The sequence below is a fragment of the Streptococcus porcinus genome (assembly GCF_901542335.1).
Classification (GTDB): domain Bacteria; phylum Bacillota; class Bacilli; order Lactobacillales; family Streptococcaceae; genus Streptococcus; species Streptococcus porcinus_A.
Genome location: NZ_LR594036.1, coordinates 606,398 through 626,830, shown reverse-complemented (window position 1 = coordinate 626,830; position 20,433 = coordinate 606,398). Strand labels below are relative to the sequence as shown.

The 20,433-nt window shown below is 34.3% G+C and carries 23 protein-coding genes; 5 read left to right on the top strand and 18 right to left on the bottom strand.

Annotated features, from left to right (window positions below):
• Positions 1-36: 36 nt before the first annotated feature.
• Positions 37-165, bottom strand: coding sequence for a DUF4044 domain-containing protein (locus FGK96_RS03035; RefSeq protein ID WP_003085163.1), 129 nt, complete (start codon positions 163-165; stop codon positions 37-39).
• A gap of 167 nt (positions 166-332) precedes the next feature.
• Between FGK96_RS03035 and FGK96_RS03030 the strand changes: the two genes are divergently transcribed.
• Positions 333-1,574, top strand: a complete 1,242-nt coding sequence (locus tag FGK96_RS03030; protein ID WP_138081216.1) for an aminopeptidase — start codon at positions 333-335, stop codon at positions 1,572-1,574.
• A 252-nt stretch (positions 1,575-1,826) separates the two neighbouring features.
• Positions 1,827-2,744, top strand: a complete 918-nt coding sequence (locus FGK96_RS03025) for a CorA family divalent cation transporter (protein ID WP_138083489.1) — start codon at positions 1,827-1,829, stop codon at positions 2,742-2,744.
• A gap of 47 nt (positions 2,745-2,791) precedes the next feature.
• On the opposite strand, the gene FGK96_RS03020 is transcribed toward FGK96_RS03025, so the two are convergent.
• On the bottom strand, positions 2,792-3,511 hold the full coding sequence (locus FGK96_RS03020) for a pseudouridine synthase (RefSeq protein ID WP_138081214.1): 720 nt from the start codon (positions 3,509-3,511) through the stop codon (positions 2,792-2,794).
• A gap of 245 nt (positions 3,512-3,756) precedes the next feature.
• Between FGK96_RS03020 and FGK96_RS03015 the strand changes: the two genes are divergently transcribed.
• Positions 3,757-4,119: a thioesterase family protein gene (locus FGK96_RS03015; protein ID WP_138081213.1), complete on the top strand. Its 363-nt coding sequence runs from the start codon at positions 3,757-3,759 to the stop codon at positions 4,117-4,119.
• Between the two features lie 36 nt (positions 4,120-4,155).
• Here the strand turns inward: FGK96_RS03015 and FGK96_RS03010 are convergent, their stop codons facing one another.
• The 7 genes from FGK96_RS03010 to FGK96_RS02980 all read right to left on the bottom strand — a co-directional run bounded on the left by FGK96_RS03010 (position 4,156) and on the right by FGK96_RS02980 (position 9,331).
• Complete coding sequence (locus FGK96_RS03010) at positions 4,156-5,379, bottom strand: MFS transporter (RefSeq protein ID WP_138081211.1); 1,224 nt, start codon at positions 5,377-5,379, stop codon at positions 4,156-4,158.
• A 284-nt stretch (positions 5,380-5,663) separates the two neighbouring features.
• Complete coding sequence (locus FGK96_RS03005; protein ID WP_138081209.1) at positions 5,664-6,437, bottom strand: ABC transporter permease; 774 nt, start codon at positions 6,435-6,437, stop codon at positions 5,664-5,666.
• Positions 6,434-7,090, bottom strand: coding sequence for an ABC transporter ATP-binding protein (locus FGK96_RS03000; protein ID WP_138081207.1), 657 nt, complete (start codon positions 7,088-7,090; stop codon positions 6,434-6,436). Before FGK96_RS03000 ends, FGK96_RS03005 begins: the two co-directional genes overlap by 4 nt.
• 231 nt (positions 7,091-7,321) lie before the next feature.
• The gene (locus FGK96_RS02995; protein WP_138083488.1) at positions 7,322-7,708 is read right to left on the bottom strand and encodes a PaaI family thioesterase; all 387 of its coding nucleotides are present in this window, start codon (positions 7,706-7,708) and stop codon (positions 7,322-7,324) included.
• A gap of 83 nt (positions 7,709-7,791) precedes the next feature.
• Positions 7,792-8,256 (bottom strand): GNAT family N-acetyltransferase, encoded by a 465-nt coding sequence (locus FGK96_RS02990; protein WP_232045790.1) that lies wholly within the window; start codon positions 8,254-8,256, stop codon positions 7,792-7,794.
• Between the two features lie 9 nt (positions 8,257-8,265).
• Positions 8,266-8,736, bottom strand: a complete 471-nt coding sequence (locus FGK96_RS02985) for a nucleoside 2-deoxyribosyltransferase (RefSeq protein WP_138081205.1) — start codon at positions 8,734-8,736, stop codon at positions 8,266-8,268.
• A 139-nt stretch (positions 8,737-8,875) separates the two neighbouring features.
• Positions 8,876-9,331 carry an 8-oxo-dGTP diphosphatase gene (locus tag FGK96_RS02980; RefSeq protein WP_138081203.1) on the bottom strand — a complete coding sequence of 152 codons (456 nt, stop codon included), beginning with the start codon at positions 9,329-9,331 and terminating at the stop codon, positions 8,876-8,878.
• A gap of 208 nt (positions 9,332-9,539) precedes the next feature.
• Here FGK96_RS02980 and FGK96_RS02975 point away from each other — a divergent pair, with 208 nt between their 5' ends.
• Both FGK96_RS02975 and FGK96_RS02970 read left to right on the top strand, forming a co-directional pair.
• A complete protein-coding gene (locus tag FGK96_RS02975; RefSeq protein ID WP_138081201.1) occupies positions 9,540-10,109 on the top strand; it encodes a dihydrofolate reductase family protein in 570 nt (189 codons plus the stop codon).
• 39 nt (positions 10,110-10,148) lie between these two features.
• Positions 10,149-10,526, top strand: coding sequence for a DUF1761 domain-containing protein (locus FGK96_RS02970; protein ID WP_138081199.1), 378 nt, complete (start codon positions 10,149-10,151; stop codon positions 10,524-10,526).
• Between the two features lie 98 nt (positions 10,527-10,624).
• On the opposite strand, the gene FGK96_RS02965 is transcribed toward FGK96_RS02970, so the two are convergent.
• The 9 genes from FGK96_RS02965 to FGK96_RS02925 all read right to left on the bottom strand — a co-directional run bounded on the left by FGK96_RS02965 (position 10,625) and on the right by FGK96_RS02925 (position 20,433).
• Complete coding sequence (locus FGK96_RS02965; RefSeq protein WP_138081197.1) at positions 10,625-11,368, bottom strand: class I SAM-dependent methyltransferase; 744 nt, start codon at positions 11,366-11,368, stop codon at positions 10,625-10,627.
• Positions 11,369-11,502: 134 nt separating this feature from the next.
• Positions 11,503-13,182, bottom strand: a complete 1,680-nt coding sequence (locus tag FGK96_RS02960) for a recombinase family protein (protein WP_138081195.1) — start codon at positions 13,180-13,182, stop codon at positions 11,503-11,505.
• A 90-nt stretch (positions 13,183-13,272) separates the two neighbouring features.
• On the bottom strand, positions 13,273-13,434 hold the full coding sequence (locus tag FGK96_RS02955) for a hypothetical protein (RefSeq protein WP_000368178.1): 162 nt from the start codon (positions 13,432-13,434) through the stop codon (positions 13,273-13,275).
• A 488-nt stretch (positions 13,435-13,922) separates the two neighbouring features.
• Positions 13,923-14,333, bottom strand: coding sequence for a sigma-70 family RNA polymerase sigma factor (locus FGK96_RS02950; protein WP_138081193.1), 411 nt, complete (start codon positions 14,331-14,333; stop codon positions 13,923-13,925).
• 273 nt (positions 14,334-14,606) lie between these two features.
• Complete coding sequence (locus FGK96_RS02945; RefSeq protein WP_138081191.1) at positions 14,607-15,959, bottom strand: MATE family efflux transporter; 1,353 nt, start codon at positions 15,957-15,959, stop codon at positions 14,607-14,609.
• A gap of 36 nt (positions 15,960-15,995) precedes the next feature.
• On the bottom strand, positions 15,996-17,405 hold the full coding sequence (locus FGK96_RS02940; RefSeq protein ID WP_138081189.1) for an ABC transporter ATP-binding protein: 1,410 nt from the start codon (positions 17,403-17,405) through the stop codon (positions 15,996-15,998).
• Positions 17,393-18,085 carry an energy-coupling factor transporter transmembrane component T gene (locus FGK96_RS02935; RefSeq protein WP_138081187.1) on the bottom strand — a complete coding sequence of 231 codons (693 nt, stop codon included), beginning with the start codon at positions 18,083-18,085 and terminating at the stop codon, positions 17,393-17,395. The genes FGK96_RS02940 and FGK96_RS02935 overlap by 13 nt, the downstream gene beginning before the upstream one ends.
• The gene (locus FGK96_RS02930) at positions 18,085-18,666 is read right to left on the bottom strand and encodes an MptD family putative ECF transporter S component (RefSeq protein WP_138081185.1); all 582 of its coding nucleotides are present in this window, start codon (positions 18,664-18,666) and stop codon (positions 18,085-18,087) included. Before FGK96_RS02930 ends, FGK96_RS02935 begins: the two co-directional genes overlap by 1 nt.
• 30 nt (positions 18,667-18,696) lie before the next feature.
• Positions 18,697-20,433 (bottom strand): ABC transporter ATP-binding protein, encoded by a 1,737-nt coding sequence (locus FGK96_RS02925; RefSeq protein ID WP_138081183.1) that lies wholly within the window; start codon positions 20,431-20,433, stop codon positions 18,697-18,699.

Genomic DNA, 20,433 nt, shown 5'->3' with positions numbered 1-20,433 from the left:
TTCTCTTATTTTAAAAAAACGCCATCAGGCATTTTTTTACATCAATACTGATAACGCACCTGCAACAAGGCCGCCAACAGTTACAAGAACCATCAATATAACAACAAACATTGTAATTTTTTCAAATGTTGTTTTTTTTCTTGGTCCATTTTCTCCAAATGCCACTTTACTACCTCAACTATAGATTTTTCTTTCTATTATCTTAACACGAAAATGACCAATTAGCAAATAGCAAGTTATTAGCTTATTTCCTTTTAAGAAGCTCCTTCATCTTGAGCTTTTATCTCTTTTATGCTACATTAGACTTACGATAACTAAAAAAGGGGTCATACATGGTTTTACCAAATTTCAAAGAAAATCTAGAAAAGTACGCTAATCTTTTAATCACAAAAGGGGTTAATGTTCAAAAGGGTCATACACTAATCATCGCTATTTCTGTTGAGCATTATCAACTGGCTTCACTATTGACCGAAAAAGCCTATCAAGCTGGTGCTGCTGAAGTTGTTGTCGACTATATTGACGATAAGATTGCTCGTCAACGTCTCTTGCATGCTGATTATGAGCGTTTGATTAACGTACCAAGCTACTTAGTCGAAAAATCAAATTACTTTTTAGAAAAAAATGCTAGCCGTCTCTTCGTTCGTTCATCTGACCCTAATGCCTTTGCAGGTGTTGATTCCGAAAGACTATCTGAAGCTACGAAAGCTACTGCCATTGCCCTTGAAAAACAGCGAGCCGCTTCGCAAGCAAATAAATTTTCTTGGAATCTTGTTGCAGCTCCAAGCCCAGAATGGGCTGCTATGGTATTCCCAAACCTTGCTACAGAAGAAGAGCAAGTTGATGCCTTGTGGGATGCTATTTTCAAGATGAATCGTATCTATGAAGAAAATCCAATAAAAGCTTGGGATGATCATCAAGCTAAACTGGAAGCAAAAGCAAAAATATTGAACGATTACCAATTTGATGCTCTCCACTACGTGGCTCCTGGAACTGATTTAACCCTAGGAATGCCTGAAAACCACTTATGGGAAGCTGCTGGCAGTAAGAATGCTCAAGGAGAAGAATTCATCGCCAATATGCCAACTGAAGAAGTCTTCACGGCACCTGATTATCGCCGAGCTGATGGGTATGTTTCTTCTACGAAGCCACTTAGCTATGCCGGTGTTGTTATTGAAGGAATGAGATTTACCTTTAAAGGTGGTCAGATTACAGAAGTAACAGCCAAAAAAGGGGAAGAAACTATTAAGCGATTGGTTGAAGAAAACGATGGCGCTCGCTCATTAGGTGAAGTCGCACTTGTACCACACAAAACACCAATTTCGCTATCTGGCTTAACCTTCTTTAACACTCTCTTTGATGAAAATGCTTCAAATCATTTAGCTATCGGCGCTGCTTATGCTTTTAGTTTAAAAGAGGGAACAGAGATGTCTCAGGAAGAATTAAAAGCCGCAGGGCTAAATCGTTCAACAGCACATGTTGACTTCATGATTGGGTCAGACAAAATGGATATTGATGGTATCACAAAAGATGGCAAAGTTGTTCCAATTTTCCGTGGTGGAGAATGGGCTATCTAAACAAATTAAAAAGCTAGTTGGAACTAGCTTCAGATTGAAGAAAAAGTCCATTTTGGACAATTTTCTTCAATCTTTTTCTTTATTATGAAAAGCAAAAACTCTCAGAAACATTGGAACATCAACATTTTTAAGAGTTTAATATCTTGTCATTTTACGCAAGTCTATTCACATTTTTTTATTGTTAGGAGTTTATCTACGTTCTAAAGCTAGTTGGAACTAGCTTTTTTTACGTAATGGGCTTATAATATGCTTATGTATTATGATATTTCAGAAAAATTAAAAGTAACAACCTTTGAAAACTGTCAACAAAGTAGAAATCCCTTTGTTGCAGTTATCAAACCTACTGAGTGGCAAAGTTTACAAGATGCCTTGCAAATGGGGATTGACATGGATTTTGACTTTGCTAGCGCTAAATCAACTAAGGCCGAAGTTAACCTTGACTCGCTTACAGGGACTTTCAAAATCCCCAACCGTGATGACTTGTTGAACAAATCCATTGATTTTTCCTTTGCCCTTGATGAGCGGGGGGTTGTCTTCATTGATCAACATCATCATGTAGAGCATCTGGTAAAAAAAATTCAAAAAAGTAAAAAGTGGAAAAATCCCAGTTTAGAACGCTTTCTCTATGATTTTTTAGAGACAATTATTAAAGGAGATAGTGAACTACTGGAATCTTATGATAAATATCTGGATAATTTAGAGGAAATCATTCTTGATGGAAAAAACCAATACCATGAATCGGATCTCAATAGTTTAAGACGTAAACTGACCAAATTGAATCTGCACTATAGTCAACTTCTTGATTTTAGTCAAGAATTGGCAGAAAATGAAAACAATTTTTTCCAAGAAGAAAACTTACGCTTTTTCCATCTTTTTTCTGCCCGCGTTGCAAGATTGCAATCAACGGTTTTAACGCTAAGAGAAACCATCATCCAGATAAGAGAAATGGCCAAATCTCAATTAGAAATGCGCCAAAATAAAAATATGGCTATTCTAACTACTGTTACAACCTGTTGCATGCCCTTAACGATCCTAGTTGGCTGGTATGGGATGAATTTCAAATACATGCCTGAATTAGCGAGCCCCTTAGGTTACCCATTAGTCATTATTTTTGCTGTAACCATTTTTATCGCAGCAATTCTCTACTCAAAATTCAAAAAATGGCTGTAAAAACCTATGTGCAGTACATCAACACATAGGTTTTTTAGTAATAAGATTCAAGGTAAGCTTAGTAAGGCCTCAATTTCAGTATTTTCTAGCTTTCTAAATGCACCGAGAGCAAGCTTAGAATCAAGTTGTAAAGGTCCCATTTCAAGGCGCTGAAGATCTCTCACTTCCTTTCCACAAGCTAATACCATACGTTTAACTTGATGAAATTTTCCTTCTTTAATAACTATTTTAACACGTGACCGGGATTTTTCACGGTCAATTGCTAAAATCTCCAAAACCGCTGGCTGACACTGATGGTCTGATAAGTGAATACCTTTTTTGAAGGACTCAATATCTTGATTAGTCATTAAACCATCAACTTCGGCCATATAAACTTTATTGACATGCTTCTTAGGAGAAAGAAGACGGTGTGCCAAGTCTCCATTATTTGTCAATAATAACAATCCGTGTGTATCTTTATCTAAACGCCCCACAGGAAAAACCGCTTTTTGCTTTGCTGTCTCATCTAGTAAGTCTACAACGGTCTGGTGAACCTTATCTTGGGTAGCTGAAATGACACCTTTTGGTTTATTAAGCATGTAATAGACAAACTCTTCGTATAAAACTTCTTGCCCCTCAATCTCCACTCGGTCAAGATTTGGATTAATCTGCTTTTTGGCTTGAGATTCTTTTTTACCATTAACACATACTTTTTTTGTTTTGAGCAAGCTTTTTACCTGAGTACGACTTCCAAAGCCAGCTTCGGCTAAAAATTTATCTAATCTCATTATCATCTCCTAATTTGCCTAAGTAAGACCTTTATCCGATACGTTGGCTAATCAAGTGCCTTACATTTCTACGTTATCTTTCCTAACTCTTGGAATGGTTTTCGAGATAATCTGCTTTTACTTCTTTATTTTCAATCATATAACCCATTCTAAGTTCCTAACCTTTTTTATTAGTATAGCATATAACCAGTTTTCAGCAGACTTAAATGGTTTTAAGTACTATAATAAATAACAAGGAGGTTACTATGGCTATCTATTCAAAAGTGTATGAAACAAGAAAGGAACATTCAGCTAAATCTGTTGGCTCTGGAGAGCTTGAAGTCCTTTCGACACCCAGTCTCGTTAGTTTTTTAGAAAATGCTGCCTGTCTTTTCGCTAAAGAAAGGATTCAGGATAACCTATTAACGACTGTTGGAACAAAAATGACTATTGACCATTTAAAAGCAAGCAAAATTGGCAACTCTGTCACTGTTCTAATAACCGAAGTTACTAACCAAGGACGCAGATACGATTTTCAGCTAGAAGCTTTTGTTGATAAACAATTAATTGCAAAGGCTTATCACACCAGAGTTCGGCTTAATAAAGAAGCATTTCTTCAAAAGTTATAAAGGTATTAGTGCTTGCTAATACCTTTTAATTTATCCTTATTTTGATAACTGCTTATAAATACTTGGCTGAAGATTTTTAATAGATAACATCGCTCCAAGGCTAATCATATAGAGGGCAGCTAAGAAAATCATGACCATTGCCACACCCGAAACATCAAGGAGTTTACCAATGACGACTGATGAAAAACCACCAATAGCACGCCCTACATTAAGAATGACATTATTGGCTGTTGAGCGAATATGGTGTGGGTAAAGTCTCGTAATCATAGCACCATACCCCGCAAACATACCATTAACGAAAAAACCAACTACTGCCCCACCAATTATCATAGCTGGCATCGAATTTGCAAATTGAAAGAGATAAACGCAGACCGATGAAGCTATTAGAAAAGCCGAGTAAACTGGCCTTGGGCCAAACTTATCTAAAATCTGACCAAAAGTCACCATCCCCAAACACATTCCTAAGATTGTCGCTACCATCCATAAAGATGAATCTTTGACAGAGAGACCGAGATTAGTTTGAATAATAGTTGGTAACCAGTTCATCATACCAAAGTAACCAGCAATTTGAACTGTTGTCATGACCATTAATGCTAAGGTTTGCCCTGCTAAATGTGGATTTTTAAAAAGTTGACTAATTTTAACAGGTTGACTAGTTTCTTCTGTTCCACTACTACCTTTATCCCAAATCTTGTCATCATCGATACTAAACACCATCCATAGAACTAGCAAGATTGGTGCTAAGCCAAATAAGAAGAGTCCTCTCCATCCTAAGCTTGGTGCTAACCAGCCCGCTAATAGTGCGGAGGAAATTGAGCCTAGTTGCCCAGCAATTCCATTAAGAGAAGATATTCGTCCCATTTTTTCTGCTGGGACAATACCTGCCATAATAGCTATAGCGACACCATATTCTCCACCTACACCAATCCCAGCAAGAAAACGCATCAGATAGAGATAGTTAATACTCTTGGTAAAGTAAACAAGACCTGTCGCAATCGAGAAGACCAACACCGTCCACTTAAAGACTTTAAACTTATGGTACTTATCAGCTAATAGGCCAAAAATAAGGCCCCCAAGTAGCATTCCTAAATTTGTTACGGTCGCAATCCACCCACCTTGTGCTCCTGTTATGCCAAGTTCGGTAATAATTGAAGACATTGAAAACGCAAGAAACATAACGTTTAAATCATCTGTTCCTGAAGCTATAATAGCTGCCGCAAGGGCTCTTTTGTTATTTCTGTCTAGTGACATCTGTGACATTTCTTTCTCCCTTTAATAGTAGCTCACTGACTACTTTAATTAATTGAATACTGATAAAAGCCAAAAAAGACCCCCGCCAGTAGTCGTGAGTCAAAAAATCTCTAGAAAATAAGAGGGTAGCATTCGCCATCTCTTCTTTGCGCTTTTATGTCTCACGGTACATAGTTAAAGCAGTATTTAATTGTTAACAGTATAGCTAAGATAAGAAGAATTGTCAAGCACATTTTATATGGAATTTAGCATCAAAAACACCTTAAAATCTCATTATTGTTAGTTTTTTATATCTATGGCCGTTTAACCACTAATTGTTTTTTATCGTTAAAGAAGCCTTTATAAGCCAGATAAGAAGCAATAAAAGAAGCAATAGATGTTGTAGCTAGTAGCATAAAAGTAACCATCATTTGATATTTCACAGCTTGTATAGGAGAAGTTCCTGCTAGAATTAACCCCGTCATCATTCCCGGTAAAGAAACGATCCCTAGCGTCTTAGCCGAATCAATTGTTGGAACCATGCCGGTCCGAATAACATCACGGATAATATCAATGGAAGCAGGTAGGATATCAGCACCAAGTGCTAATTTGGTTTCTACTTCTTCTTGTTTATCTCGAAAAGAATCCAAAAGTTGTTTATAACATAGCCCAATAGCAACCATTGAGTTACTGATAATCATTCCTCCAACAGGGATCATTTGATTAGGCAAAAACTCTAAAATTCCTGAAAAAATTAAAACTGATAGCGTAATACTAGAACCTAAAGCAATAGCAACAAAAGATATTTTAAAAGCATTACCAACTCCTTTTCCACGCTTAGCTGCATTATAAGAAGCATTCACAATCATAAATAATAATAAAAGAGCTGTAAAAATAGGATTCTTGTAGCCAAAGATATAATCAAGAACAAAGCCAACTATAAGTAACTGGATAACTGCTCGAACTGCTCCTACAATAATCTCTTTTTCTAACTTCAATTTTTGCCAATAAGAAAAAAATAACGTTATCAAAACCAAAGACAATGCTAGTAATAAAGACGTTACGGAAATATTATCTGCTCCACTCATTTAATCACCTCCATAGATTCTAGTTTCCCATCTACAATAGTCATCATTTTATTAGCATATTTTTTACTTTGACTAGTATCATGGGTAATCCAGAGAATAGTAACACCCTTGTTATTTAGCCTTTCAATAACTTCTTCGACTATTTCTTTGTTAACAGAATCCAAAGCTGAAGTCACTTCATCCAACAAAAGAACCTTTGGTTCAAATAACAATTGTCGGATCAGCGCTATTCGCTGTTTTTCTCCTCCGGATAACTTTTTAACATCTTGTTCTAAATACGAAAGATCCATTTGAAATAGTGCAAAAAGTTTATTGACACGGGCCTGATCCAAAGATAAATGTCTAATTTCATAGGGAAATTGGATATTATCTTTCACTTTTTCACCAAATAGGTGTGGAGTTTGAAAACAATAAGAAAGGGTCTGACGTAATTTTATTGGATTGTAGTCCTCCAATGATTTACCCTCAAACATAATATCTCCGCTAGTTGGACTTTGTAAATAACTAGCTAGCTTCAAAAGAGTGCTTTTTCCACTACCAGAGGGACCTATAATTGATACATAATCCCCCTCATCAATAGTAAAACTAAGGTTTTTTAAAATAGCCTTCCCATCAGACGAAAATGAGACGTCTTTAAATTCAAGTATTGGCAATTTTTTCTCCTCTCTTTCTTCTTAATTATAATCATTCTTATTAATACTATAGCACTTTTAACTAAAAAAGTCAGAAAAATGATCTTTAAAGTGATAATAACATCTATCTACTATCTAAAATTGTGCATAAAAAAAGCCTTTGAAAGTTAAAAATGAACTTGCAAAAACCTTTATTTTCATATGTTGAAAATATTCAATATATCTATTATTCAAATTAAATGGCCAAATTTATCACTCTTCACGTTTTCCTGTCACATACATTGTAAAACTAGCACGTGTTAATATGTTATTTTTTTGATTTTTAATAACCACTTCATTAACTTTAGTCTTTTTTCCATCATGGATACAAGTTCCTTCAATTGTTAAAATATCTCCTAACTTTCCAGGTTTAAAATAATTTATACTCGACTGTTGAGTAACAGTATCATAGCCAGTAGAAACACTTACAGCCCCAGAAATCTGGTCACTTAAAGCAAACAGGTATCCACCATGAGCTGTCTGGTGATAATTTAGTGATGATTCAACAACTTTCGTGGACACAATGACATGACCATAATCAACCAGTAGTGTTTCATAATTTTCAAATATTTTTAGTTCTTTTGTTTTAAATTCTTTCATATCGTATTTTCCTAATCGCGTCATTTTTATTTCAGTGTTAGAGGTTGCAGCATTTCGATAATTACTTGCATTCTCATAGCACCTTATTGTAGAAACTTAATAAAGCGAACTTGCTGCTTAGTACCATCATAACCAAGGCTTCTATAAAAAGCATGCGCTTCTCTACGGTGAGAGCCTGAATTTAAGCGAATAAAAGTACAGTTATTCTGACAAGCCCATGCCTCAATATAAGTCATCAACTGCTTACCAATACCTTGTCCTTGGTGTGAATGAGCAACTGCTAGTCCCAAGACATTAAGACCACGTTCACTATAGATAGACTCATAAATCTGTACTTCAACAAATCCTAAAACTTCTTTAGTACGATTATCTTCAAAAACAAAAGCATGATGATGCTCGTTCTGATCTAATTTATCAATCTGTCGCTCAATAGAGTTTAAGGAACTCTCATATCCCAAATCTTCTCTACAAATAATTTGTAAAGCTTTTGCATCTTCTAGTTTGGTATGTCGAATCATCCAGTCGTCCTCCCCTATAGTAGTGGGCATACTTCCTTTTTACATATTACCAATTGCCTCAAGCACTTCTTGACTAGAGCTAACTACTTTTCCATTTAACTTGATGAGACCAATAGTATAAAGGTTTACATAAGCAAATTGTGATTCCCCAACCTCTTTTAGGGCCTCTATTTTTTGTTGATTATCTGCTCCTAATTGACGCGAATCGCTATAGAGCCCCAAGATGGGAATTCCTGCTTGATAAGCCACTCCAATTTCTGAAGCAACGCCTGGATCAATAACTTGACCATCTAAAATTGCAATTAGTAGATCACTTTCTAATACCGCTTGCGTATCTAGCTTCGCAATCATCTTAGAATCAGCATAGGCATGCTTATCATTAATTTCTCCCTGCTCTTGGGGTAAAAAGACTTCAACCTCTGGATAAGTCTGTCTAATTTTTTCAACAAGAGCTTGATTAAAGGTCAATTCCATCTCAGTAAATAAGGGACTGGCAAAATAAATTTTCATGAAGTACTCCTCTATTATGATAATACCCTCATTATAACATGCCACACTAAAAATTTTGGTTTAAAAAAACTAAACAAGGCTCTTATCTAGAAAAGAAAAATCTAAAAAGTCATCACTCACCTGATGACTTCTGCACTCTTTATTTCAAACTGTCTTTCCATATCCCATTTTCTTGATAGAAGAAATGTTCACTAACATCATCTCGTAAAAAGACTTCTAACATAATATCCATCGAACGGGCAAGTTTTAGGTGCTTAAGTTCTTCCAAATCTACCCAATATACTTCACCTTCATCAGAGGACTGTATCTGACCAGAAAATTTGTTGCTCTTGTATAGAAACACAACGTAACGAGAGCCATCAGAATTAGTCCAGTCCTTAATGCCACAGATTTCTAAGTCACTTATATCTAAACCTGTTTCTTCTTTAATTTCTCTAATAGTAGAATCCACAATTGATTCCCCTGGATGAACGTGACCACCAGGAAAAGTTATACCCCACCAAGAGTTGCTGACCTTATCCTGTACCAAAACCCGTCCCTGATCATCATAAATCATACACATATTTGTCAGAATAGTAGCAATTTCTCGGGACATTCCAGTTACTCCTTAGTTCTAAAAATTTATGATACTGACTCAATACTTACTAGTTAAGTATCTGACTTTTCCCTTGATTTGTCAAGCCTATCAGCCCATTTAGCAACAATCCAGAAATTAATTGATTTCTTTCAAGACATTTAAATTTACTTTCTAGCTTCAAAACAGTATACTAACCTCAGTTACCAATAGATTAGAAAGTCAGCAAATGAGAGAACTTACCATTTTTTTACACATGTCACTAGACGGCGTTGTTGAAGGACCAAAAGGAGCTATGGATATTGACTTTATAGCTTACAACCAAGAATTAGAAGCTTTTGCAGAAAAAACCTTATCAAGTGTCGACACTATTTTATGGGGACGAGCAACTTATGAAATGATGTATGCCTACTGGCCAGACATGCTTAATCACCCAGAAGCTACCAATTATGAACGCAGACATGCCAAGTGGATTAGTGACGTTAGAAAAGTGATTGCTTCTAGAAGTCTTAAGACTGCTGACTGGAACAATTCTACCATTGTGTCAGAAAACTTAAACCAATATCTCAAAGAATTGAAACATACAGCTGGTCAAGATATTTTGGTTTTAGGAAGCCCTCGACTAAGCCGTTCTTTATTATCTGAAAATCTCATTGATAAAATTACATTGACTGTCTCTCCCACTATTGTTGGGAATGGCTTGCGCCTCTTTGAAAACATCAGTTCCGACTTAGAGCTAATCAGCTCAAAAACTTTTACATCAGGCGCCCTGGGTTTAGAATACAAGGTAAAACACTAACTCACACTATAAGAATTCACACATTTAGGAGAAAAAACAATGACACTTATTATCGCAATCGTTGCCGGAATTATCAACTTTATGATTGGCGGCCTCTGGTATGGTCTCCTCTTCCAAAAACCTTGGATACAAGCACAAGGTATTAATCCAGAAGACATTGGCAAAAACGGAGATGGCAAAAAAGAAATGATAATGACCCTTATTGTCGAAGTTATCATTAGTATCATAACCATACTATTTTTATCAGCCATAAATGCTGCCACACCAATCAATGCCCTGATTATTGGTCTCATTACAATTCTTTCTGGTCTCAAAAACTATTTCTTTGAACAACGGCCAGTTAAGTTAATTCTCATTAATGAAAGCTATAAACTGGTGGCCTTTATTATTATTGGCTTGGCATTATTGTTAGTTTAATCAGTTAAAAAGTTCCCTTAAATCTTTCACAGACTTGAGGGAACTTTTTTAGTATTTTTTCAATGTTGCTGGTTTTTTTTAATTTAAAGAATGGCTTTTCATTCAACCTTCTTTACTCGTAAAATTAAGAAATCTGGTCTATGAACAGTATCCTTATATTCAGGGAAAGAAGTTAAAATGGTGTTTTCTGGTATTGGTTCTAATATCTTTTCTATCTTAAATCCTGAAGTGGTCAGAGTATTAATTATAGTTGAAAAAGTGCGATGGTATTTTTCAACGTTCTCGATGAACCAATCCGTTTTTCTTTGTCCTTCAACTCCATAATTTGAAATATTGGCAAATAGTTTCTGTCCTGAAAGATCTCTTGTCCATCTATCTCCTTTGGAATGGCAAGTCACAAAAGGATGCTCCTGAGAAAAAACTAATATTCCATTTTCTCCTAAAAGTTTATTTATACTTTCGACCAATCCCTTAAAATCCTCAACATAGTGCAGTGCTAATGAACTGACAACTAGATCAAACTTTTGCGTTAGGGTAGTTATGTCTTCCATTGCAAGTTGGAGATAGTCTATTTGAGAACTATTATTTTTCAATTTTGCTGTTTCAATCATCTTTTGAGAAATGTCAATTCCAACGACTTTTCTTGCTCCCATTTCGACAAATAACTTGCAATGTTCTCCAAACCCACAACCCAGGTCTAAAATCACTCTATCTTTCAAATCTGGTAGCAGAGATAATAAAGCTGGAATTTCTATTAAATTATTAGCAGTAGATTCTTTTTTTCGTAACTGTTTATATTCATTAAAAAATATTTCATTATCATAAACGTTTTGTTTAGACACCGTTTTCTCCAATCATCAAATGATTTTTTGTAATAATACGAAAAAAATCATTTCTATTCTGGTTATAGTTCTCTAAAAAACATCATCTTTATTGACAAAATGTTTCATTGTCAGTTTCTTCTGTCCTAATAAGATTAGTTGCGTTTTTCTAGCAGGCTCACGCATTCAACATGCACATCATTGTCCAAACTTATGTTTAGATCCTCATCAATGATAGGTAGCTTAAAAATAATGGATTTTAGCCATTGCCCATTTGGCTGCTTCTCTTCATAAATTTGAATTTCTGAAATGAGTGCTTCTATTAACTGTCTGCGTTCAACATCGTTCATGACTTTATAAAGCTTGTCAAAATAAATCAAAACTTTATATATATTATCGCCAGTAAGTTTCTCAGCTTCTATTGTTTCTTTCTTTGCTTTAGCTTCTATTAACTGACCTTCTAATTTCTCAATTTTATCGTACATACGATAAAGTCTATCATCCAAATCAGTTTTTCTTCTCTTATAATGTTTATCATCAACATCTAAGTTATCTATTTCTTCAATGAGCTTAAATTTTGTGGAATGACTTTTTCTCAGCTCTTTTTGGTAATTATCTATCTCATTTTCAATAGCTGATGTATCAACCTTCATGTTGATTTTTTCTTGTATCATAGATGCAAATTTAGGGTTGCTTACTAACTTGATTATTACCTCAGCGACAGCATCGTCTAACAATTCTTCTCTAATTTGTTTGTTGTAGGTGCATTTATGCCCTCTATTCATAAGTCTATGTTTACAACCATAGTAATAGAAGTCTTTATATTTCGTCCCATCTTTTTTATATTTGATGGATTTGTTTCCAAACATTCCAGCCCCACATATTGGACACTTTACTATTCCCGATAATAAATGCGTCCGCATGTTTTTGCCCTTATTTACATGTTCATACTTTTTAGCTTGTGCTTTCAGTTTTACTTGTGCAGCCTGCCATAATTTATCTGGAATTATTGCTTCATGAATTCCTTCTGCTACTATATAATCGTCCTGATCTACTTGTCTATATTCATTCCTTGTACCATGAACTTTTTCTAATGTTCTTCTTCCAAACGCTATTTTCCCATTATATACAGGATTCTTTAATATCTTTCTTATAAGACCTGCGTCAAACAATGGATTTTTTCCATTTTGTCTTGGTATTTTTCTTATACCATGATTTTCTAAATACTTAGAAAGACCATTAGCTCCAATACTTGTGTTTACATACTGATCAAATATAGTTCTTATTGCAATTGCTTCTTCTTCATTTATTAACAACTTTCCATCAATCAGTTGATAGCCATACGGAGCAAATCCACCATTCCATTTACCCTCTCTTGCCTTTTGAATACGACCTTCCATTGTTTGGACACGAATGTTTTCTCTTTCTATTTCAGCCACTGCTGATAAAACAGAAATCATCAATTTACCTGCATCTTTGGATGAATCAATCCCATCCTCAACACAAATCAAATTGACTCCAAAATCTTGCATTGTTTGTAGAGTTGATAAAACATCAGCAGCATTTCTTGCAAATCTTGACAGCTTAAACACAAGAACAAAAGATACTCCATCCTTTCCGGATTTTATATCTTCCATCATGCGAGTAAACTGTATTCTTCCCTCAATAGATTTTCCAGACTTGCCCGCATCTTCATATTCTCCTACAATTTCATAATCATTATAAAGGGCGAACGCCTTCATTCTTGATTTTTGTGCCTCTAAAGAATAGCCATCTATCTGTATTGATGTAGATACTCTTGTATAGAGGTATACTTTTATTTTTTCTTTTGACATAGCATTAACCTCAATATTCTTTTTCTATATCTTAAAATTTTTACCACTTATGGTTTGGACTAATATATCAAGTATATTATAGCACTTTTATCACTTGTTCTCAATCTGAGTTTTTGCCATGTCAAATTTATTTTTATCTTCAATATTTTTTACTGGAGTTGGATTTGGAAGATTATCTAAATCTAAAACTCCAGCATACTTTGTAATCAGATTTGCTATCAAATCAGCCAGTCCATTCCAGTCATTATCCACTAATACACCTCCTCCCGCTTTAAATTCTTTATAATCAAGTATTATTTTTCTTACTAAGTTTTATGACATTGGTAGGTGCATTGGCTGCTACATAGGAATCTCACCTCCACCCCTTGTTTCAGACGAGCCGGCTTAAACTATTGAAGTATCATTATCACCACTTGCATCATCGAAATAAGTTGCCATACTTATCTTTTATGTATTCCTATCTGTCGCTCGTTTTCTTCTATCCTCGACTTAGCTCCGGTATTCATTTGAACCGATTTTCATCAGCAGAAAAGTCTTGGCGTAGGTCATAATTCTCAGCAAGTGGATAAAGTCCTACCTTGGTCTATTCAGTTGTCAAAGAGCAATATTTGAAAGGGATTGTTTTCTTTACATTTTCCTATCTGCCATAAACAGATGTATCTCTTACTCAAAAAGTAAAGGAGGTCAAACTCCCCTTCACTTTACATAAGGAAAATTTGACCCCTTTGGTTACCGAAGTTTTAAAGTTCTCCGATGAAATTTTTCAGCTTTTCAAGAATTTTGTTTCTTCTTTTGATTAAAGCCGGATGTGTAATACTTTTGAGCTTTGCCACTGAACGAACCGTCTCATCATTGAAATACAAGCGTTCAATAATATCTCTTTCTTCTGCATTGAGCCTTGATATAGCTTTTTTTAACGCTTCAATCATCATCTGTGTTTCAACAATCTTTGCTACATCAATGCTTTCATCAACAATGTTGTCTGTGAAGTGTCCATCATGATCCATTGAAGAAAAAAAGAGCAAGTGGTTTTTCTTGTCCACTTGCTCTAAATACTTTTCGTGTTCTTTTTCTCGCCAGTAGACTTTATATATCTGCTCGCTGACTTTAACCTTTTGCCCATTGACATAAAGGTAATATTCTTTTGACATAAAGTTTCCTCCATTTCTTTTTTGTCTGTTTGTTTTCCAGACAAAAAAGGAGGACTCCTACATCTAAACGTAGTCCGTCCTCTGAATTGAAGAAACCCGATTTTTTCTTTATTCTTATTTAATTGTTCCTTAGGGCATACATGCGCATCCGAACAAACCCATAGTATGAGGTAAATGTAAATTTATATTATTAAAATACATACTTAATAATAAATATCTTTCCATACACATTTCCCTCATATTTAATGGTTAAATAAAATAAATTCCATTTTTCTAAGCCTTTATTACTATGTTGCTCATCTTCTTAAGTTCCCCAAGCATCATACATAAACCAACAACAATCATTATAAAATCTACTAAAGGCTGAGTGAACCAGACTGCTTTTACTCCAAATATCATTGGTAAAATAATCATTGCAGGAACAAATAATATCAGTTGCCTAAGCATGACAATAATCCCAGCTTTCTTTCCATTTCCGATGGATTGGAAGAATGTTATACTCATAACCATTACACCATACAAAATAAATACGGAATAAAATAATCTAAAATTCCCAACACCTTGAGAAATAATATTTGATTCTACACCAAACAAGGATAGTATTTGACTTGAAAATAATAAAGACGGAATCCAAAATATGGCCGCAAGAATAAGTCCTCCAATAGAAAAAACTTTCATTGCTTCTCTTACTCTATGATATTGTTTCGCTCCAAAGTTTGTTCCGACAACAGGCTGTAACCCCTGACTCATTCCCCAAAGAGGGATAAACGAGAAAGCATACATTCTTAGTGAGGCTGCCATCAAAATTCCATTTGAATCCCCACCATATTTGAACGCCATCTTATATAGCATCGTTTGTTGAATCATAAATAAAATCTGCATCATCATAGCTGATGAACCTACTCCGAACATTTCTTTTTTTATTTCCGAATCAGATTTTATCTTATGGATTTTAACTACTTTACTCTTTTTCAAAAAGTAATGAAGTGTTATAACAGCTTGAACAAACTGTGCTATAACAGTTGCAAGGGCAGCGCCTTCAATGGCATATTCACCCATAATTATCATTAAAATTGGATCAAGAATAATATTTAGTAAAGACCCAAGTCCCATAATCATCATAGCTTTTTTCATCAATCCTTCACCACGCATAACCATATTGGCTGATTGTGTGAAGTTTACAAATAATGAGCCAATGAAAATCACTCTAAGGTATCTAATACCATAAGCTTTAATTTCTCCTGTCGCACCTACCATAGATAAAAAATGTGGTGCAAGTAATATCCCTCCGACTGTAATAATTATTGAAAATAAAATCACCCAAAACACTAAATTACTCATAATTTTATCTATTGTTTTTTGGTCACCTTTTCCAATTGCTCGTGATAGAACAGATGCAGAGCCTACCCCAAGCAAAGTTGAAACTCCACTGTTAAAGAATGTAAGTGGCATAGCAACACCGCAAGCAGTCATTGCTGTCTGCCCTATAATTTTCCCTGCAAATATTCCGTCCATCAAAGGATATAGACCTATTACTATCATTCCTATAACAGCAGGAATTGATAGCTGAAAGAGTAAATCTATTGGTTTTTTGGTTAATAATTGTTCTTTCATATCTTGTTTCATAAGTAACCTCCCTCTCTAATGATTATTACTTCTTTATTAATTATCATGCTTATTAGCATTATCTATTACTTCAAATTCTTCTAAATTAAGGATTGCATCCGCCACCTCATTTAAAAATTCAGTGTCATGAGATACAATGAATATAATGTTTTTTTCATTGCTCATTTCTTTAATCAGATTTGCAATTTTTATCATATTGTTATAATCCATTCCACTCGTTGGCTCATCAAAGTACACGAAGGTAGAATTTTTACAAATAACAGAAGCAATTGCCACTCTTTGTTTTTGTCCACCTGATAAACTCATAGGATGTCTAGACTTTAACTCATTGAGTCCTAAACCTAAAAGAATTCTGTTTATTTTTTCTTTACTTAAATCCTTAACCCCTAGTTGTAATTCTTCCTCTACAGATTCTGTAAAAAGCTGATGATTAACATCTTGCATAACTAAACTGGAGTTTTTTATTCTTTCTTTTTCAATTAATTTTTGACATTCAAAAGTAATTTCACTTTTATCTTTTTTATTTAACCCTGTTATTGAACGCAAAAAAGTTGATTTGCCACACCCGTTTCTTCCAACAATACCGTAAATTTTACCTAAATCAAACGATACATTGTCTAGTCTTAGTTCGCATTTATCTTCAAAATCAATATTCATTGTTTGAATTATAAAATCCTTGCCGCTTGGTCTTTGACTTTTAGCTAAAGGAGTTTTGTCTCTAGAACGAAGTCCAGAGCGAGTCAAATATTCTTTTGGCAAAGATAAAAAATCTTCTTTGTTAAAGGTCTCTTTTATTTTCCCTTGCTTAATCAAATAAACACGATCTATCAAATTCATTAAGTAATAAATTCTATGCTCTGATAGAATAAGTGTTGCCTTTTTTTCTTTTAATATCTCCAACATTTTTGTAAGAACATCAATATGCTTATCATCTAAATTTGAGGATGGTTCATCAAGAACTATAATTTTACACCCTGAAATATAGCAAGAAGCAACACATAAAATTTGCTTTTCACCTCCAGATAATTCAAAAATATTTCTTCCAAGTAAATATTCTATAGGAAAAATTTTTAACATTTCTTTCATACGAACATCCATCTCTTCTGGTGATACTCCAATATTTTCTAAATAAAATAGTAGCTCAAGTGTTGTATTTACATTGAAAAAATGAGTTTTTGGATTCTGAAAAACACTCGCTATAATTAAAGATATTTCATATAGTTCTAAATCTTTTATTTCTTTATTATTTATCTTAATGTTTCCTTCAATACTAGCATTTTCAAAGGCAAAAGCTAATCCATTGATTGAATTTATAATAGAAGATTTACCACTACCACTTTCACCAGTAATTAAAATACATTCTCCTTCATTGGCGATTAGAGAAATGTCATCTAACACCTTTTTGTTTTCCTCATAGGATAACGAAAGATTTTTTATTTCAAGCATAACCACCCTCCTATAACTATTATTGTCATCGTCATAGCATAAATAAAATCAATTACACCAACTCCTACTCTAATATATCTTGTCTTTTTTATAGGGTTGGCAATACATTTTGTTTCTGCCGCCTTTGATATATCATCTGCAATATTTGACGAAATAATTAAAAGAGGTACAGCTACATACTCTAAGTATTTCAAAGGGTTTTTTGTCTCTATCCCTCTTATTTTCATTGCCATTTTTATATTATTCTTTTCTTCAACAAAAGATGGAAAAAAGCGAAACATAACTGCAACAGGTATGGATATAGCACTCGGTATTTTTAAAACATCCATAGATGAAATAATACTTCCCACATCTGATGTTTTAATCAAAAATTTACCTGCTGCATATGGAATATAAAACATACGAAGCACAAAAATTAAAGAAAAAAACATTTTTATAAAAAATGGTAATTGAGCTAATATTTTAAAATTAGGAGCAAGAAATAAAACTCCGAATATAATGACATTTTTTAACGCTTCTTTTTTTAATCCATTCATCAAATACATGATAGAAATTACAAATATAACCATCCACTCCAAAACAGGATGAATTGAATGTACAACAGTCAATCCCAACAATCCCACAACGAAAAACTTCGTTATGGAATTTGGGTTTAGGCTATTTTTCTTCACAGACCACATTAAACGATACCCGCTTTGTTAAAGTGTTTCTTAAGAAGTGCCTTTCCAATATATGCTCCAATTATTCCACTAACAAGAGCACCAATATAAACTATTGCCATATGTGGATAGGTGATTAGCTTTTCTAAAGCATCCACATATTCTTTTCCCATCATCATTGATAATTCAATATATTTTTCTTTTGCCCATAGCATTTGCATAAGTGAGCCACAAATCCATGTATTAAAAATTGCAAAAGCAAACATATTATATTTAAAAGAATTGTATCCACCTGCCCTTCTAATCATTTCAGCAATAATCATGACAACAAGAGCATGTACAGCTATTATATAGGTGTGCCCCATCGCAAACATTAATAATGGTGAAAGCATACCAAGTATAAATAACGCCCAAGGTTTTTGTACCTTCGACATAAATAACATAAGAATCGTACCTGTAACAATTCCAAGGATGCTAGGATAGATTAAGAATAAAATAGGTACCATTCCTATCATTCCCACACCGAACATTACTACAAAATAGATAACTGCAAATACACCAATGGTTACTAAATCTTTGATCTTTAGTTTATTTTCTCTCATTTTCTTCCTCCTAATAAATTTTTCTAATTTCTATAATGTCCAATTGGCTGCACGTTCTCGTGCCTGTATAAACGATGAGTAAATTCCTTCCTTGCAAATCAAGTCACTGTGATTTCCTGCTTGCACCAATGTACCTCCATCAATTACTAATATTTGATCCGCTTTTTTCACTGTAGAAAGCCTGTGTGCTATAGAAATAACAGTATGACCCTTGGATAACTCTTCAATAGCTGCTAAAATCTCATATTCATTTTCAGGATCAACAGAACTGGTCGCCTCATCTAAAAGAATAATCGGTGCATTTTTCAAAAGAGCTCTCGCAATAGAAATTCTCTGTTTTTCTCCCCCGGAAAGAGAGCTTCCCCCTTCGCCTACCATAGTGTTATAACCATCAGGAAGTTCCATAATAAAATTATGACAACGAGCCTTTTTAGCAGCTTCCACTACTTCTTCATGACTTGCATCAGGATTTGCAAATCGAATATTGTTTTCTATGGTATCTCGGAAAAGATACACATCTTGAAAAACAAGGGAAAGATTTTTCAGTAAACTTTCTACTTTATAATCTCGTATATCCTTATTTCCCAATCTTATTTCCCCGCTGTCAACATCATAAAAACGAGATATTAAATTGATAATTGTAGTTTTTCCTGAACCGGAAGGGCCTACAATAGCTGTCCTCGAACCTTGCGAAATCGTAAATGAAAGGTCTTTTAAGACAGGATTTCTCTTATCATAAGCAAAATTCACCTTGTCAAATACAATATCATTGTTTTTCATAACTTCTAAAGTCCCGTCACTTATTTCAGGAATATCTAAAACTTCCTCCAAATACTGCATATTGGCAGGATTTTTAACCATCAGAATAGCTGCGTTCTCAAGTTGTTTTAAGCCACCAAAAATCATAAAACCGGCAGCCGAAACAGTGAGTGCTTGTGGTAATAAAACCTCTCCTTTAGTATAGAGATAACAAGAAAATAGTGTAACAAGGAGGCTCGAAAGATTGATAATAGTAGAAAAAATTCTGGCATAAATAACAAAGACCATCTCAAAATGTACTTGAGTAAGTCTAAGCTCCTCAGAAGCATTCTTCAATTTAGTGTGTATTTTCTCCTCCACACTCTCATTCACAAGAGGAAAACTGCGAAGCACAGGAATACCGCTGATACTGTCGACTAAAGCATCTCCCAACTTGGTAATGGCAGTATGTTCACGTGCAATTTCTTTTTTTGCTTGATTAGTCATAAGTAATACGCAAAGCCAAATAAAAATTAAGCAAATCAAAGTTAAAATTCCGATTTTAATATTTACACCGAACATTCCAATCAATAGGAAAAATGATATTGAAATTCCGGAAACAGCAAAGTCTATGCTCATTGCAGAGTAGTTTTCAAGACTCTTCATAACATTTGTAAAGGCTGCCATAATTCTTGATAAACTTTGTTCTGCAAAATATCCCATAGGTGCTTTTTTAAGTTTTTCTCCGACAGCAAGTCTGTAATCTTTGAAAATTCCGAAGAAAACACCGTCACTAAGGCCACTCTTTGCCCAACCTGTGAGAAAATTGAAAAGAAAAGATGCAAATAATACTCCAAAAATCGTCCAAATATATCCTACAGTAATTTCATTCATCCAGCCAAATGCAAGGAATAAAGCAAAAAATCCAAACAACACAGAAGCGTTTTGAAGAAAAATAAGTAACATTCCCGCTTTAAGTCGATTTTTATACTGTCCCGCTAATTTAAATGATAATTTTATAAACTTCAT